The organism is Bacillota bacterium (assembly GCA_012837285.1).
In the GTDB taxonomy this organism is placed as follows: Bacteria; Bacillota; DTU030; order DUMP01; family DUMP01; genus DUNI01.
In genome coordinates this window covers 1-17,137 of sequence record DURJ01000203.1, presented here as the reverse complement: position 1 = coordinate 17,137, position 17,137 = coordinate 1, and the positions used below count along the sequence as shown (strand labels likewise).

Annotated in this window: 16 protein-coding genes; all 16 read right to left on the bottom strand. The window is 55.7% G+C overall.

Going from position 1 to position 17,137, the window contains the following annotated elements:
• Positions 1-243: 243 nt before the first annotated feature.
• The gene (locus GX016_11000; GenBank protein ID HHT72068.1) at positions 244-723 is read right to left on the bottom strand and encodes a 23S rRNA (pseudouridine(1915)-N(3))-methyltransferase RlmH; all 480 of its coding nucleotides are present in this window, start codon (positions 721-723) and stop codon (positions 244-246) included.
• Between the two features lie 3 nt (positions 724-726).
• On the bottom strand, positions 727-2,136 hold the full coding sequence (locus GX016_10995; GenBank protein HHT72067.1) for an oxaloacetate decarboxylase subunit alpha: 1,410 nt from the start codon (positions 2,134-2,136) through the stop codon (positions 727-729).
• 100 nt (positions 2,137-2,236) lie between these two features.
• Positions 2,237-3,358 (bottom strand): trypsin-like serine protease, encoded by a 1,122-nt coding sequence (locus GX016_10990; protein HHT72066.1) that lies wholly within the window; start codon positions 3,356-3,358, stop codon positions 2,237-2,239.
• Between the two features lie 110 nt (positions 3,359-3,468).
• A complete protein-coding gene (locus GX016_10985; GenBank protein HHT72065.1) occupies positions 3,469-4,107 on the bottom strand; it encodes a V-type ATP synthase subunit D in 639 nt (212 codons plus the stop codon).
• Between the two features lie 3 nt (positions 4,108-4,110).
• Positions 4,111-5,493, bottom strand: coding sequence for a V-type ATP synthase subunit B (locus GX016_10980; protein HHT72064.1), 1,383 nt, complete (start codon positions 5,491-5,493; stop codon positions 4,111-4,113).
• On the bottom strand, positions 5,486-7,258 hold the full coding sequence (locus tag GX016_10975) for a V-type ATP synthase subunit A (protein HHT72063.1): 1,773 nt from the start codon (positions 7,256-7,258) through the stop codon (positions 5,486-5,488). The genes GX016_10980 and GX016_10975 overlap by 8 nt, the downstream gene beginning before the upstream one ends.
• A 2-nt stretch (positions 7,259-7,260) precedes the next feature.
• A complete protein-coding gene (locus tag GX016_10970) occupies positions 7,261-7,596 on the bottom strand; it encodes a V-type ATP synthase subunit F (GenBank protein HHT72062.1) in 336 nt (111 codons plus the stop codon).
• Positions 7,583-8,605 carry a V-type ATP synthase subunit C gene (locus GX016_10965; protein HHT72061.1) on the bottom strand — a complete coding sequence of 341 codons (1,023 nt, stop codon included), beginning with the start codon at positions 8,603-8,605 and terminating at the stop codon, positions 7,583-7,585. The genes GX016_10970 and GX016_10965 overlap by 14 nt, the downstream gene beginning before the upstream one ends.
• A 30-nt stretch (positions 8,606-8,635) precedes the next feature.
• Complete coding sequence (locus GX016_10960; GenBank protein ID HHT72060.1) at positions 8,636-9,241, bottom strand: hypothetical protein; 606 nt, start codon at positions 9,239-9,241, stop codon at positions 8,636-8,638.
• A complete protein-coding gene (locus GX016_10955) occupies positions 9,241-9,711 on the bottom strand; it encodes a V-type ATP synthase subunit K (protein ID HHT72059.1) in 471 nt (156 codons plus the stop codon). Before GX016_10955 ends, GX016_10960 begins: the two co-directional genes overlap by 1 nt.
• Positions 9,712-9,717: 6 nt before the next feature.
• Positions 9,718-11,682, bottom strand: coding sequence for a V-type ATP synthase subunit I (locus tag GX016_10950; GenBank protein ID HHT72058.1), 1,965 nt, complete (start codon positions 11,680-11,682; stop codon positions 9,718-9,720).
• Positions 11,669-11,995: a hypothetical protein gene (locus GX016_10945; GenBank protein ID HHT72057.1), complete on the bottom strand. Its 327-nt coding sequence runs from the start codon at positions 11,993-11,995 to the stop codon at positions 11,669-11,671. Before GX016_10945 ends, GX016_10950 begins: the two co-directional genes overlap by 14 nt.
• 358 nt (positions 11,996-12,353) lie before the next feature.
• Positions 12,354-13,226 carry a hypothetical protein gene (locus GX016_10940; protein HHT72056.1) on the bottom strand — a complete coding sequence of 291 codons (873 nt, stop codon included), beginning with the start codon at positions 13,224-13,226 and terminating at the stop codon, positions 12,354-12,356.
• On the bottom strand, positions 13,223-14,530 hold the full coding sequence (locus GX016_10935; GenBank protein HHT72055.1) for a hypothetical protein: 1,308 nt from the start codon (positions 14,528-14,530) through the stop codon (positions 13,223-13,225). The genes GX016_10940 and GX016_10935 overlap by 4 nt, the downstream gene beginning before the upstream one ends.
• Positions 14,520-16,340, bottom strand: a complete 1,821-nt coding sequence (locus tag GX016_10930; GenBank protein ID HHT72054.1) for a cell wall metabolism sensor histidine kinase WalK — start codon at positions 16,338-16,340, stop codon at positions 14,520-14,522. The genes GX016_10935 and GX016_10930 overlap by 11 nt, the downstream gene beginning before the upstream one ends.
• A 1-nt stretch (position 16,341) precedes the next feature.
• Complete coding sequence (locus GX016_10925) at positions 16,342-17,034, bottom strand: response regulator transcription factor (protein ID HHT72053.1); 693 nt, start codon at positions 17,032-17,034, stop codon at positions 16,342-16,344.
• Positions 17,035-17,137 lie beyond the last annotated feature (103 nt).

The following is a 17,137-nucleotide window of genomic DNA, read 5'->3' as shown; positions in this document are numbered from 1 at the left end:
CCTACGAGTCGGTGCAGTTTCACGTAGGGGCGGATCTTTGTGCCCACTCGAGTTCTCGAAGGACGCATGATGGTACGGTGGTACATAGCGACAGGCGGCCGCAAAGGGCCGCCCTACTCGAAGGGTTGGTGGGTTGTGCGTTGTAGTGGGCCGGTGGCACACACATGAGCATCATTATCTTGCGGGCTGGGACAGAGCCCAGCCCCTACACGAAGCGCCTACTATGTTAAGAGTTAAGCCGGGCTAGTAATGATATGGTTCGCCGGCGTTTATTTTGAAGCTGCGGTAGAGTTGTTCCAGCAGGATAAGTCGGGCCAGTTCGTGGGTAAAGGTGAGGCTGGAGAGGGAGAGTTGCTTTTGGGCCCGGTGCAGGATATCTGCTGCCAGCCCCAGGGGCCCGCCGATGGCAAAGGCTAAGCGGCTGTGGCCCTGGTCGGCCAGTTGCTGCAGGTAGGCAGCCAGCTCCAGCGACGTGAACTGCTGTCCGCCTTCGGTAAGAGCAATCAGATATTCACCCGGCCGGAGAGATCTAAGTATGGTTTGGGCCTCGGCCGCTTTGATAGCCTGGCTGTCGGCTTTGCTCAGCCGCGGCGGTATTTTCACGGCCGGCAGGGTAACCAACTCTACGCGGGCATAGGGCCTAAGGCGTTTAAGGTACTCCCTGCTTCCGGCAGCGATAAAAGCGGCTCTGGTTTTGCCCGGGGTAAGAATACGAATCTGCACTGCTTACACCGGATAGTACGGTTTCGGTCCATCGGCGGCGGCTGCTTCGGCCAGATTGTAATCTACGTTGGTTTTGGCCGCCAGGCGTTCCTTGAGAAAGTTGGGGGCCACTTGGGGAAACAGGGCCTGGGACAAGACATCTTCCGGTTTTTGCAGGTAAGGAGCGATGGCCTTCTTGGCCTCCTCCAGGCCCGGTTCAATTAGATCGGCCGGACGGACCGTAATGGGCTCTTCGTCCCCGATAATCTGCTTCTGCACTTCAGGGTCAATAGGAGCCGGCGGCCGGCCGTAATAACCCAGGACGTAGTTTTTCACTTCGTTCGGTATTACTTTGTAGCGCTCATGCATGAGCACGTTAAAGACCGCCTGGGTCCCCACAATTTGGCTGGTGGGTGTGACCAGCGGCGGGTAACCCAGTTCCTTTCTGACCTTGGGCACCTCGGCCAGGCAATCGCGGTATTTGTCCATGGCCCCCTGCTGCTCCAACTGGGAAGCCAGGTTGGATATCATGCCGCCGGGAATCTGGTACGAGAGCACATTAGTGTCCACTCCGGTGGACACAATGGCAAACTGCTCGTACTCCTTCTTCACTTCCCGCCAGTAATCAGCAATATCGGACAGCCGCTTCAGATCCAGTCCGGTGTCGTAAGGTGTTCCGGCCAGTGACGCCACCAGTGATTCGGCCGGGGGCTGCGAAGTTCCCATAGCCAAAGGAGAACTGGCTGTGTCCACTATATCCACCCCGGCTTCAATAGCTTTGAGATAGGCCATGGAGGCCATGCCGCTGGTGTAGTGGCAATGAAGGTTAATGGGTACTGACACCGCTTGCTTGAGTTTTTTTACCAACTCGTAGGCCACATAAGGCGACAGTAGCCCGGCCATGTCTTTGATACAGATGGAATCAACCCCGAGCTCCACCAGCTCTTTGGCGATCTTGACATAAAGCGGTATATCGTGCACTGGGCTGATGGTATAGACCACTGTGCCCTGGGCATGGGCACCGGCTTCCTTGGTAACCCGAATGGCCGTTTGCATGTTGCGCACGTCGTTTAAGGCATCGAAGATGCGCACAATGTCGATGCCGCCTTTTACCATGGCTTTAACGAACTCTTCCACCACATCGTCAGGATAGTTTCGGTAGCCCAGTATGTTTTGGCCGCGCAGCAACATTTGCAGCTTGGTGTTTTTAATATGCTTCCTGATGGTCCAGAGGCGTTCCCACGGGTCTTCATTGAGGAAGCGCATACAGGTGTCGAAGGTGGCACCGCCCCACATTTCCAGGGAGTAGTAGCCGGCGGCGTCGATCTGTTCCAGAATCGGGATCATATGTTCGGTCTTCATGCGGGTGGCAAATAGGCTTTGATGAGCGTCTCGGAGCGAGGTATCGCATAATTTAGGCGCGTGTTTAGCCATGATAGAAAACTCCTCCTTCATCCTTGGATCTTAATCTGCTAAGAACCCTAGATTGTATTTCTGCATACAGTATACAATTCCTTCTTTCCCGGCTATTTTTTTATTCCTGGGGACGCAAGGCCGGTATTACCGTCACCTGCACCGGGCGCCCGCGGCGGCTCAAACTTAGTCGGGTTTTAGCTCCCACTTTGACAGTGGAGGCAGCCGCGGTAAACTCACTCAGGGTATTAACCCGCCTGGAACCCACGCGGGTGATAACATCGCCAGGCTTAACCCCGGCGGCTTCGGCCGGGCTGCCACGGTAGATATCCAGAGCTACCACACCCTCTTTCTCTGGCAAGTCGAAATAGGCGCTGATTTCTTTGTTAATTTGGGCGGCGTAAATACCGAGCCAGGGCCGGCGGACATAGCCATGAGCCAGAATCTCTTCCACAATGGGGCGGGCGACGCTGATGGGAATGGCAAACCCCATGCCTTCGGCCGCCTGAGCTTTGGCCGAATTGATCCCCACCACTTCGCCTCTGGCATTCACCAACGGTCCGCCGCTGTTGCCGGGATTGATCGGGGCATCGGTCTGGATGAGGTTCTCCAGGATCTTGCCGTCGTCGGTCTGGATGGTGCGACTTAAGGCGCTGATGATCCCGGCAGTGACACTGCGCTGAAACTCCAGCCCCAACGGGTTACCGATGGCCACGGCCAACTCGCCCACCTGTAGACGATCTGAGTCTCCGAACAGCGCCGGTGTCAGCCCGGTAGCCGCCACCTTCACCACGGCTAGATCCATGCTGGGATCGGTCCCCACCACTTGGCCTTCCAGCTGGCGCCCGTCGGCCAAAGTAACAATAATGTTTCCCCCTCCGGCCACCACATGGTCATTAGTAAGAATGTAGCCCACCGGGTCGAAGATAATGCCGGATCCCACTCCGCCCTGCTCCACCGCCCCGTAAAACCAATCGTAAGCTCGCACCCGGGTGGCGATGCCCACCACCGCCGGTCCCACCCGCTGGGCCACAGCGCTGATGGTAGCATAAGGGTGAATCGTAGTGGTGTCGTCGACGATAGATAAAGGTTCCGTTGGCTGCGGTATGCCGGCTGGTGCTTTCAGTGGCTGGAGCCGCCGGGTTGAGGTCGGCCACAGAGCCACCCCGGCAGTAAAAGCTCCAATTAACAATAACACAAATAACAACCGGCGCCAATATCTTCCTGATCTGATGCGATCCAAGTGACTCCCTCCTTGGGCGTGCTGTTTTTTACAGTATCTCCGCCGGCGGAGGATAAATTACAACAGAGGGCGGAAAAACCGCCCTCTGCCCTGGGACAAGAAGCTGGATCCTAGATGCTTTTGGCTCGGACAATATCTTTCACCTTCATCAACCGCGTCAGATTGGCTCGTTCGTTTTCCTCCAGCTTCATGGTGATATAACGCACGGTCTTTTCTAGATCAGGGATCATGACGTGCTCTAAGGCGTTAACCCGCCGGCGCGTGCGTTCGATTTCCTGCGCCAGGCGAGTCACGGCTGTCTCGATCTCAGCCAGCTCCAGCAGCTGCGGCAGCAACTCAGACAAAGTGTTGATGGAGTCGTCCAGCTCGCCTGATGTCTCGGCAAAGCCGTAGGGATAAATACTGGCGCTGGTCTCTCCCACTTGCTGCCAACTGATTTTCGGCGTGTGCACGCTCATGATATTCTGAATGGCCAGCTGTACCTCAAGTTGCACCTGAGGAAACATGATGGCTTCTTCCACTGCCTCGGCTGACATCACTGCCCGAGCCAGCATGAACTTCTGGAACGAGCGGGCCAGCCGTTCTTCTACTTCCTCGCGCAGCTCTTTGTTCTGTCGGACCAGAACCAAGAATTGGCGCATGAGCTCGTCACGCTTGTCTTTTAACAGCTTATGGCCGCGAACAGCCACCGTGAGCCGCGTTTTTAAGCGGTTCAGCTCCATCCGGGTAGGATTAACCCTAAGCTCCATGGGCTACTCCTCCCTTTGCGGGGGTAGATATTTATCCAGATATTCGTCTCGAATACGTTTGAGCTCGCCGCGCGGCAACATGGACAGAAGATCCCAGCCCAGCTCCAACGTTTGGACGATGGTGCGATCTTCTTCTTCTCCCTGACGGAGATAACGATCCTCGAACTCATCGGCAAACTTGGAGAACACTTTGTCGGTCTCGGACAAAGCGGCCTCACCTAAGATAGCCGCCAGTTCTTTGGCTTCCTTGCCGCGAGCATAAGCCGCATAGAGCTGGTTCATGGTGTCGGCATGGTCTTCTCTGGTTTTCCCCTCACCGATACCCTTGTCCTTCAGCCGGGACAAGGACGGTAACACGTCAATCGGCGGGTAAATGCCTTTGCGGTGCAGATCACGGGTCAAGATGATCTGACCTTCGGTGATATACCCGGTGAGGTCAGGAATCGGGTGGGTTTTGTCGTCCTCAGGCATGGTGAGAATCGGCACCTGCGTCACTGAGCCCTTAGCTTCTCTGATCCGACCGGCGCGCTCGTAGATACTGGCCAAGTCGGTGTACAGATAGCCGGGGTAGCCCCGCCGGCCCGGAACTTCTTTGCGAGCCGCGGAGATCTCGCGCAGAGCTTCGGCGTAGTTGGTCATGTCGGTGAGGATAACCAGCACGTGCATATCTTTATCGTAGGCCAAGTACTCAGCGGCGGTGAGCGCCATCCGCGGGGTGGCAATACGCTCAATGGCCGGGTCGTCAGCCAGATTCATGAATAGCACGGCACGCTCAATAGCGCCGGTGCGCTCAAAGTCGGAGACAAAGAAATCGGCTTCTTCAAAGGTGATACCCATGGCCGCGAACACAACGGCAAACTTGGTCTCTGTGCCCAGCACCTTCGCCTGACGGGCAATCTGAGCCGCCAGTCGAGCATGAGGCAGACCGGCAGCGGAGAACACCGGCAGTTTCTGACCGCGCACCATGGTGTTTAGGCCGTCAATGGCCGAGACTCCGGTTTGGATAAACTCGGACGGATAGTCGCGGGCAGTAGGGTTGATGGGGTAGCCGTTGATATCCCGGCGTGCTTCCGGGATGATCCGCGGCCCATCATCACGGGGACGACCTAAGCCGTCAAAAACTCGCCCTAACAGGTCTAGCGACACGCCCAGCTCCAAGCCCCGACCCAGGAATCTAATCTTGGCGGTTCCCAAGTTGACGCCGGAAGTACCTTCGAACACCTGCACCAGTGCTGTATCACCGGACACCTCCAGCACCTGGCCCCGGCGGGTGCTTCCGTCGGCCAGCTCGATTTCCACCAGCTCGCCGTATTTGATGCCGGTCACTTGCTCAACCAGCATTAAAGGTCCCGCTATATCGGAAATAGTACGGTATTCCTTAGGCAACATCCTCACCTCCCACCGCAGTTACTCCCGCTATCTGCGCGACGATTTCAGCCATAATGTCGTCAAACTCGCCGAGTTCCTGCTCCGGAGTATATTTAGCCCTGGCGATGCGCTCGCGCACCGGTAAGGCAAACAGTTTATCCAGATCAGCCTCTTTCTCCAGAGCTTTGAGCGCTTCTTCGTGGAAGGTCATAATAAGTCTCATCATCAGCTTTTGTTTTTCTAAGGAACAGTAGGTGTCGATGTCGTGGAAAGCATTCTGAAGAAGGAAGTCTTCGCGGATCGACCGGGCTGTTTCCAGGACCAAGCGCTCCCGGTTCGAGAGCGAGTCCACGCCCACCAGCCGAACAATCTCCTGCAGCTCGGACTCTTCCTGCAGCAGGCGCATAGAGTCTGTCCGCATCTCGATCCACTCATCGCCTAAATGCTGGCGCAGATAGTCGTCGATGTTGTCCAGATAGAGGGAATAGCTCAGCAGCCAGTGAATGGCTGGGAAGTGACGAGCATAGGCCAGTGGAGCATCCAAGCTCCAGAAAACCTTAACAATACGCAAAGTACCCTGGGTTACCGGCTCGGACAGGTCACCGCCAGGAGGCGAAACCGCACCCACAGCGGTTAAAGCGCCGACCCGCTGCTCCGAACCCAGACAGGTGACCCGGCCGGCCCGCTCGTAGAATTCCGCCAACCGTGAGCCCAGATAGGCCGGATACCCTTCTTCACCGGGCATCTCCTCCAGCCGACCGGACATCTCGCGCAGGGCCTCAGCCCAACGAGAGGTGGAATCGGCCATGAGGGCCACGCTGTAACCCATGTCACGGAAATACTCGGCGATGGTGATACCGGTATAGACCGATGCTTCGCGAGCTGCCACCGGCATGTTGGAGGTATTGGCAATGAGCACCGTGCGCTTCATCAACGGTTCGCCGCTCTTGGGGTCCTCCAGCTGCGGGAACTCCAGCAGCACGTCAGTCATCTCGTTACCGCGCTCACCACAGCCGATATAGACCACGATTTCGGCATCGGCCCATTTGGCCAATTGGTGCTGCACTACCGTCTTGCCGCTGCCGAACGGCCCCGGAATACAAGCGGTGCCGCCTTTGGCCACCGGGAAGAACATGTCGATGACCCGCTGTCCCGTGGTCATAATCTCTTCCGGCGGTAGCTTGGCCACGTACGGGCGCCCATGACGCACCGGCCATTTTTGCATCATGATCACTTCTTGGAGGCCGCCTTGGGTTTTGATCTTGGCAATGACGTCGACAACTGTAGCCGGGCCGGCATAGATCTCCACCACTTCGCCCTCCACGCCCACCGGCACCATAACCCGGTGCTCCACCGGCGTGGTCTCTTGCACTGTGCCCAGAATATCGCCGGTAGTAACTTGATCGCCGACTTTAACCTTGGGCACAAAATCCCATTTCTTCTCCCGATCCAAAGCATTTGCTTCCACGCCGCGGGTAATGTAGTTGCCCACCTGGGCTTCAATTACGTCCAGCGGCCGTTGAATGCCGTCGTAAATGGACTCGATAAGGCCCGGTCCAAGCTCTACTGAAAGGGGTGCTCCGGTAAGGTAGACCGGCTCTCCCGGGCCGATGCCGCCGGTTTCCTCGTACACCTGGATGGAAGCTTTGTCACCATGCAGTTCGATAATTTCCCCGATGAGGCGCTCATCGGAGACGCGCACCACGTCGTACATCTTGGATTCCTGCATGCCTTCAGCTACCACCAACGGGCCGGAGACCTTAATTATCCTGCCAACGCCCAAACTTACCTACCCTCTTTCCCAAATAAGATATCCGCGCCGACAGCTTTTTCCACATTGCGCCTGATTTGCTCCATCCCCAGTCCCAAACTGCCTTGGCTGCTTGGGATCGGCACCAGGATGGGAGTCATTCGTTTTCGCAAGTCATCCACTGTTTCTTTGGCTGCTGCCGCCGCCTGTTCGGTGATAAACACCACTTGATACGTTTCGTCCCCGACCAAGGATTTGAGTACCGCCTTGGTTTGTTCCGGTTCGGTTACGGGGAAGGCAGTTACGCCTACGGCTTTGAACCCGAGAATGGAATCGTGGTCACCGATAACAGCTATTTTAGGCATAGACATCACGCAGCCTTTCCTTTATGTCGTCCGCCGGAAGGCCGTTGATCTTGCCCACCATCACAATGCGGATAAGTTTGATCTCGTTCTCCTTGGCCCAGAGATAAGCTACCAACGGCTCGGGACCAAAAGAAATCAGGCCGGCTTTTTTCACGTAACTGATGAGATAATTGTCAGCCAGTTTTTCGTACGTGGTCAAGCTGCCTTCCCGTTCCCAGGACGCTATCCCGTCGGCCACCACCGTGCCCCAAGGGTCACGGGCAAAGCGATCGGCAAAGGTGGGGAGTGGTTCGTCCAGTTGGGTTAGGAAGAAATCCAGATCCAGCTTTCCGCCCGGAATGAATACTTTACGCATCAGTTCCCGGGCCTTAAGACCGTCGGCTGCAGTCACGTGCCGAACCCGGACAAAGCTTTTAATGTTGGTCAGGTCGGCCTGCAAAGCTACCAGTTCCCGGAGAAAGGCTTCTCCGCTTTCGGTTAGAAAACGACTCAAGTAACAATAATGAGCTTTGTCTAAGATAGTGTCCACCAGCTGGGGATCAGCTGTTTCGGCCAACATAGCTTGCGCTTTCTCAGCCGCTTGGGCGATCTCAGGCGGTAGCTCCTTAAATCGGCCCTCGGCTACCATAGCCGCCAATTTTTCCGGGGCAATTGTTCCCGAGGCAACTAAAATATCGTCAACTTCCTGCTGTAAGTGTTTGCCTTTGATAAGAATCTTAAGGTTTAACACGTCATACTTAAGGAAAAACAGATCCGTTATCTCGGGATGAGGCGATATCTTCCAGAACAGCTCTCGCACCGAGGCGATTTCCTCGCGGAGGATAGTCTCGTATTCGTGTGCACTGCCAAGGCGCGATACTTGCGCTCCGTAGGCAGTCTCTCCTAGTATTTTCAGCGCTTCGGTGGCATTCTTGGCCTCAGCCATCCGCTCGATTTTGCCCTTATCCAGCAGCCCTGTTTCTAACGCTCGAACCCTGGTTACCGAATGCGCGTAATCTGTTCTCTTGCCTTTCACAACCCTGCCTCCTTTCCCGGCCGGCTAAATTCAGCTGGCAGGAAAAAGGACGGCAGCAACTTCCTGCTCTAGTTCATCCCTGCTCAGCTTAAGAATCAGTTCAAATGAATTATTGTTCTCCACTCCGCCGGCGATGAGGACAAAGCCTCCTTCCAGCGGTCGGGTCTCAGGCGAAAGCTCCAACTTCCCCTCCAGGCCCCGAGCCTTAAGTTCCTTGTTGACGGCGGCGATAAAGCTCGGCCCAAGGCGCTCTTTATCATGGGGCGCCACTACCACCTGTTCGGTTCCGGTTTCCACCGCGTCAATCATAATCGGCCCAAGGAGCTGCTGGTACTCGTCTGCTGGAAGCTCACGGAGCTGCTGCAGCGCCAAAGAAAAAGCGTTATTTATAATTTCTTCCTTGGTTCTTAGTTCCTGGCGCCGGGCCTCCATGGCGGCCATGGCCAGAATTCGCCTTTTTCTTTCGCCGGCATCTTGTTCGGCTTGAGCCAAAATAGCCTCCCGTTCCCGATCGGCTTTAGCCTTGGCCTGGGCCACAATCTCGTCGGCTTGCTTTTCGGCTTCGGCTGTTAGAGCCTTAGCTTCGTCTTCGGCCCGCTGGCGGATGCGCTCTTTCAGTGCTTCCACACCGGCCATTAGATCGCCACCCCTCTAACCAGAAGGAGTGTGGCCAGCAAGGCTAGTACAGCGTAGGTTTCCACCATGGCCGCATAGGTAACTGCCTGACCCAGGGCCTCTTGCCGCTTCGCAACCAGGCTGACGCCGGCGGCAGCGGTTTTCCCCTGGGCAATAGCGGACAGGAAACCCACAATAGCTATGGGCAACGCCGCCATGAATAATTGCAGACCTTGGGACACGGTAACAGCGACCATTTGCCCGCCAAAAACATTGAGCCTGATCATAATTAGGAACCCCGACAGCAAACCGTAAATGCCCTGGGTACCGGGAATAGCTTGGAGAAGTAGGGTCTGACCGAACCGCTCCGGCTGTTCCGTCACCAATCCGGTCGAGGCTTCACCAACTAAACCGACACCGATCGCAGAACCCACACCTGGGAGCGCCACTGCCAGAGCCGCCCCTAACAGAGCTAAGACAATACCTTCCATTTACCTTTAAGCCTCCCTTTCTTCCAGTTCAAGATCAATATACTTGGTAGTGATTCTAAAGGGCGTGAACATTCTGCCGCCGCTGTCATAAAACTTGGTGAAAAACTCCACGTACTGCAGACGGCTAGCGTGAACGTAAGCGCCCAAAACGTTGATAATCAGATTAAAGCCATGCCCGGCGACAAAAATCAACGCCGCCAGCGCAATGCCAACAATCCCACTTTGAGCCGACATAACCACCATGTTATTTATCACCAGACCAATAACAGTCGTACCCAGGCCCAGAGCCAGCAGACGTGAATACGAGAGCACGTCGGACAAGTAGCCGCTCACGTCGTACAAGCTAAGTATCCCGGACAACAGTCGTTTGATGATGTTCTTATTGGCCCGCCCTTGGGTCAGGATCAGACCGACAGCACCTGCTATCGATAGGATCTTGGCCGCTTGTCCCAGGGCCGGCAGTTGGGTTCCCACCAGCAGCAGGACCAGTCCGCTGATAAATACCAGCCATAAACCTTGATCCAGCAGCCCGTCCAGAACATGTCCACTCTTGATCTGGTCTACCATATTAATAATCATGCCGGTATAAATGTGCACTAGGCCGACAGCCATGGACACCACCAGCATTTTGAGTGGGTCGTCTAAGGGGCTGAACCAAATAGGCGGAATGGGCAGACTGCCGAAGTAGCTGCCGGTAATAATGCCAAACAAAACAGCTGAAAACCCGCATAAGGTGAGCAGGGTAAACAGCTTCTTGGCCATTCCCGCCATCCGAATCTTTTTCATGATATAACAACAAAGGCCTGCCAAGATAAGACCATAGGCTGCATCGCCGTACATCATGCCGAAGAAAAGGAAATAAAACGGTGCGAGGTACGGAGTCGGATCGATGCCACCTGGCTTTGGCAAGCCAAACAGTTCCGTGATAACCTCGAACGGCCACACGGTACGGGTATTCTCAAGTACCACCGGCGGATTGTCTTCTTGATCGGGATCCTGAACAGCAAGATAAGCGCTGGGACTGGCTTTACCCACGGCTTTCTCCAACCGGGGCAGTTCTTTGGCCGGTATCCAGCCAGTTAAGGCAAAAGTCTCATCGGTACGACCAAAGCGAAGCGCCAGCTCCAGTTGAGAGCGCTGCAGGGCCAACTCATCGTAAGCTGTCTTGAGCAGCAAGCGGTTATCAACATATTTCCCCGCCTCAGCCAACACTTCGTCTTGACGCGTGGCCAGAATATTCAGCTCTTGTTCTGTCTGGGCTTTTACTTCAGCCGGAGTCCCCTCTAGAGAGGGAAGAGTTGCTCGGCTAAATGAATGCTGTCTTAATATGTCCTGTACTTGTTCTCGGTCCATCTGGGCATAAAGGATAAACACATAGGCTTCTTCCCGCCCGCGCCCCAGCTCTTTGAGGTACAGGCCGGGGGACGCTTCTTTTAATTCCGCTCCCAGAGCGTCTAAACTCCCCAACGGGAGAACCCCCACCTCGATAGCCACATCGGAGCCGTCGGCCAGCTCCTCCAGCGGTACATCTAAGGTCAAGTACGGTTCTAAAGCTGCCAAGAGGTTATTCTTGGCCGTTTCTTGGTTTCGAATCCGGTTCAGCTCTTCATCGGCAGCCCGCAGGGCCTGCTCAGTTAAGGCTACTTCTGCTTTGTTTTGTAAATAATGATTAAATTCCTGTTCCTTTAAGAACACTTTGGTACCGGCAAACTGTTGAATAAACGTGGTCTTTTCCGGAGCGATCCGCTGAATAAAATCAAGGCTAAATCGTAGTTCTGCCAACTGGGCGTCAATCTCACCGGCTTTGGCCCCTGGTTCGTCGCGCTCGACCAAGCCGGCCTCCTCAACCTCTGTTAAGCTGAGGATGTCTTCCACCTGCAGTACGCCCAGCCGCTGCAAGACCTCTGTAACCGCATCCCGTTCATCGCGATGAGCCACCAGAAAGACCTTCTTCATACTAGCTACGGCCATTGGCTTTCACAATCCTCTCCACTATGAGCGCTACTGCTTCCGGTAGTCGCTGCTTAGCCTCCTCCCCTATACGGGCACTGACTGCTTCCGCCTCCTGGTGGATAGGTTTGGCTTCCTCAGCAGCTTCCGCCTCCGCCCGTGCCAGCAATTCCGCGGCCTCCCGGCGGGCTTCTGCTACCGCTTTGGCCACAATAGCTTCGCCCTCGGCTTCGGCCCGCTCTCTTATTTTACGGGCTTCAGCCCGAGTGCTGCGCCTCAGCTCCACGGCGCTGACCTCGGTCTCCCGCACGGCGCGCAGGGCTTCAATTGCCAAAAACATCACCACCTCTTCCGTATGTTGATTTCCTGAGCAACAAGGTAAATGAACCCGGTTAACATTATAACATAAAGGAAACAAGGCAATCAAACAATTATCTTTATCTCTGTAAACAAGATAACCTTCCGAATAGGTTTTAACTCTATCAGGCCGGTTTTCCGTAAGTTACCGGCTAATATGACGGTGAATTAGGTCGTATTTTATCGCCAAAGCTAGAAATATAGAACCGCTTAGAATAATTATGCTGCTAATCTAGCACCCGGTGCAACTCCGATACAATTCTAACTTCCCCGATAAGCGGCCTTCGCCCACATTCTTTGCCATTTAGTTAACGATTTCGCTCTTTGACTACAACTTACAAAGCCTCCAGCTCGCCGGTAAAAGCGTTGATATAAAAGTAAGTATCACCTCCGGTCCAGATGCGCCACACCGGAGCCGCTTCCCATTCGTCGGCATTGTAAATCTTGTTATAGTAGCCCAACGTTATCTCCTTCACGGTCAGCGGAGTGGCCTGGGGTCGGGAACGCTCCAGGGCCAAGGCCAGCAAAGCCGCCTCAGCCGGGATCACGCTGCGTCTGATGCCGCTTTCGCCGAAGACCGTTAGATAGCGGCGCCAGCAGTTTTCCACCCCGGCTGGAGTAACCACCAACACCGCTCCGCTGGCCCCCACCAGCGGGCGTCCCTGCCAACTCTGGGTAAACTCCACCAAAAAAGTTCCCTGGCGCCGGTAAGGCACGGACCGCAGCAGCTGCAGTTCGTCGAGCCCACCGTGTTTAGCCAGAAACTCACGGGCCCGCTGTTCGGCTTCGGCCTTGCTTTGGCTGCTGCCGGCCGGGTCGGCCGGACCTGGGCAGGTATAAACCGTAACGCCGCTGCTGTAAAACAACAGTTCTTCCCTGCCGCGGCTAAAGGCAGCCATAAGCAGCGGATCGTCCAAGCGAACCATTTTTACCTCCTCCAGGGAACCGAAAAAGGTCAAGGCCAACGGATACGGATTCTGCCGCTTAAGGCCCACTTTGAGTACAGCCAGCTCTGGAGTGCCCCGGGGCAGTTCAGTGGATAGGGTGATGTTGTTGTCGGCCAGTTGCGCCAGAATCTCCGGCTCTACTCCGACCCCGGCTGCATGGCCCCTGGTTTCGGCTCTCAGCCCTACATACAGCCAGGCGAGCATCAAATCCAGCAGCAGAAAAGAAATCAAGAGTAGATTCTTGGCTCGCCGCCAGTTCACTTGCCCTCACCTCCAGGGGACAGGTCCAACACTTGTACCGGCTCATCCGGCCTCTCCAGCAGCCAAACCGGACGCAGCCGTCGGGACACATCCCGGTCTTGTTCCAGCACATAGCCCGGATACACGTCTGTTACCGGTTGGTTCTCCGCCGCCAAGGACTCCAGGCGGCCCTTTAACTCGGCGGCGGACAGACGGATCAAACTGCCATGACGCACAGGTACTGCTATCTCTCGTCGGTAAGCTGCCACCCCGCGACCGCTCAGGTCCAGTTCCACCTGAAAACCGGAAACAGGCAAACCATATTCATACCGGCGGAACGCTAAGCGGTAAAAGACCCCGGCGCTACCCAGAGCCGCTTCCTCTAATCGAGCCAGCCGCATATTATCGGACCAGCCCCCATGCTGGGTCACAAACCGGACGGCCCGGCTTAGGGTTTGATCCTGGGGCAGCAGTACCCCCGGTAACAGTTCCGGTGCATTGTATTCCACCCGGCCGGCCGGCCACACCCTGAGGCCCCGGCGGCCGTCAGTGTAGATGGTAGCCCCGTCTCGTTCGTTGATGCAGCGGGTAAGGGAAAGATCGGCAAAAAAGCTGCCGGCCACCACTGACGGCTCCATTCGTTCCCCTTCCACTCGCAGTACCGGATAAGAAAGGTCCTGCACGGGCAGATAGAGCCCAAACGGGGCTTCGGCCCCGGTAAGCTGTTCATACTCAGGAAGATCATCTGCCGCCAGCCGCTCCCACAGCGCCGGCCAGCGTTCGCTGTCGCTGTTGAGCGCAAGACGCATAACAGTGTCGCCTGTGGCGGAGGCCAGCAACAGGGCCGGTTCCGGCTGTAGCTGCAGCAGCATTCTCTTAATCGGTCGGTTAAAAGTGAGCGCCTGACTATAGCCCAAAAGCTGGCTCCACAACTCTCCGTCAGCGGGCCAATCGAAGATGAGTTCGAGACTGGGTTCTGCTTGCGCCTGCCGCCACTTTAGCAGGTCTGCCGGCTCCAGTTGGAATTCGCCGCTGCGGCCACCTAGCTCCTGCAATACATCCAGCACCGGTTGCCAAGTGCGCTGGAACAGGGCTCCATCGGGATACAAGACAAAATGTTGATCTTGATCCCGATGGACGATAATGCGTACCGGCATTATCAAGTCTAGCGGATCGGCACTGGGTCCCCAGAAAGTCCCCCCCGGCGGCGGGCTGACGGTGGGCGTTGTGGGCGGCAGCAACCCTTCCCAAATAAGCAGACTCAGAAGAATACTGACCGCTACCAGGATTATCAGCAGTATTGTTTTGAGCCGCTCAAGCACCATCTTGATCCCTGCTTTCGGCTCCCTTCCCACCCACAGGGTGGGAAGCAGCTGGTAAAATGAAACTGACTGTGGTTCCCTCACCCACCACGCTGGCCAACTGGATCCGGCCGCCGTGGGCCTCGATAATCTGCTGAGCGATGGATAAACCTAAGCCCGTCCCGCCTAAGGAGCGCGAACGCGCTTTGTCCACCCGGTAGAAACGCTCGAAGATGCGCGGCTGATCTTCAGCCGGAATACCGGTGCCGCTATCACAAATAGTGGTCTTAACCATAGCGTCAGCCGCGGCTGTCACCGATACTTGGATCCGGCCTCCGGGTGGGGTAAACTTGACGGCGTTGCTGATTAGATTAGCCAAGACTTGATCTAAGCGGTCCCGATCGGCAGACACCGGCGGCACTGCCTGGGCAGCATGAAACTCAATGGCTATCTGGCTGCGCTGGGTCTGAACCCGAAAGCGATCCATCACTTTCTGGGCCAGGTCGGGTAAATAGACTATTTGTCTGTTGATCTGGGCTTGTCCAGCGTCCAGCTGCGCCAGCTGCAACAGGTCGCGCACCAGCCGGGTCATGCGATCCACTTCCTCGTTGACCACGGTGAGAAAACGACGTCTGAGTTTTGGCTCCAGGGTTTCTTCCTCGTCTAACACCGTCTCCACATAGCTTTTTACCGTGGTTAACGGCGTTCGCAGCTCATGGGACACATTGGCGACAAAATCGCGCCGCATAGACTCCAGCCGCTGCTCGTCGGTGATGTCCTGCAGAGTGATGATCAGACCGGGCTCTACTATATCAGTGCTAAACGGAGCCACATGAACCCGCAGGATGCGCTCACGCTTGTACTCGTCTTCCAACTGGATAATGGTGTTTTTTGCGGCGGCTTGCTCCAGGCCCGGTTTAAAGTCTAGCTCGGAAAAAGCTTCAGTCCAGGGCCGGCCCACCATCTGGTCGGCCTGTTGCGTGGACTGGAGCAGGCGCAGGGCAGCCGGGTTGATAAGGGCGATCTTACCGGCTGGATCAAGAGCCACCACTCCGTCGCTGAGGTTAGCCAGTACCGCTTCCACTTTTTCTTTCTCCTGGGACAGAGCGCTCAAGTTCTCCTGCAGGCGCTCACGCAGATAGTTGAACATTGCTGCCAGTTGACCGACTTCATCCTGGGAATATACTGTCACCGGCTCGCCAAAATCACCGCCGGCAATGGCCTCAGCTTGGTTGGTAACTTCTTGGATCGGCCTGGTAATGGTACGGGCTAAAGCAAAACCCAAGGCCGCCGTGGCTGCCAAAGCCGTGGCCGTGGCCTTGAGAAAAATCCCTTTAATCTCGCTTAAGGTGCGATCCACTTCATCCAGGGAAGAACTGAGCCCTACGGCTCCCACTACTTCACTTCCCCGCTTGACCGGAACGGCCAAATACAAAGTCCGAGCCCGTTGTTCGGTTTCCCGCCGCACCTCGGCTGTGGGAACACCGCTTAAAGCTCGGATAATATGCGGCTCAAGCAGACGCTTTCCCAGTTGTTCGCGCTGGCTGCCGCTGGCCGCCAGCAGCATGCCGCCGGCGTCCACCACTGTGATCTGGGCTCCGGTTTGCAGGCGAAAGTCGTCCACTAAATCGCCTAAATAGGCTTCGCTCTGCTCACCGGCAAAATAGCGAGCGGCAAAGCCAGCCAACAGGTTGGCCTGGGTCTCCAAGGTGGTGCGGAAGTTTTGGTCATAGTAATTCTGCAGCCGCTGCACTAGCTGGACACCGATAATCTCCATGGCCACCAAAACCAGGAGAATATACAAAATAACCATTTTCCCCTGGATGCTTCTCAACCTATTGCCCCCTAAACAAGTAGCCGACACCCCGTCTGGTCAGTACCAAGGTGGGGTTGCCGGGGTCGTCCTCAATCTTTTCCCGCAATCGCCGAACGGTAACATCCACGGTTCGAATATCGCCGTAGAAATCGTATCCCCATACTCTCTCCAGCAAGGTCTCCCGGGAAAACACCCGTCCCGGGGACAGGGCCAGAAATTTGAGCAGCTCAAATTCTCGTACTGTCAGCTCAATTACTTGCCCCCGCTTGGTTACCTGGTAGCTCACTAGATCCATCACCAGATCGCCGAAGGTGATTTGCTCCGCCTGTTCTTCTAAATCCCGGTAAGACTGAACCCGCCGGAGCAAAGCCCGAACTCGAGCCAGCAGTTCACGCGGACTGAAAGGTTTGGTTACATAGTCGTCGGCGCCCAGTTCCAGACCCAGTACTTTGTCGGTTTCTTCGTCTTTGGCTGTAAGCATAATAATAGGCACCGTGGACTCTTGCCGCAAACGCTGGCACACCTGCCAGCCGTCCAGTTTGGGCAGCATAATGTCTAAAATAACCAAGTCCGGCTGAAAGCTGTGGGCTTTGGCCAACGCTTGCTCACCGTCGAAGGCCACTTCAACTTGGTAACCGTCTTTGTTCAGGTTAAACTCCAGGATATCAGCGATGGGCTCTTCATCATCAACCACCAGTATTTTTTCGGCCATAAAGTTCACCTCGATATTGTTAACCTTCTGCTTTCAGGGGTTAAATTCCTGCCGGCTACTTTATCCAATCTAGCCACCCTTCTTCCAAGGCGGTAAGGGAGGG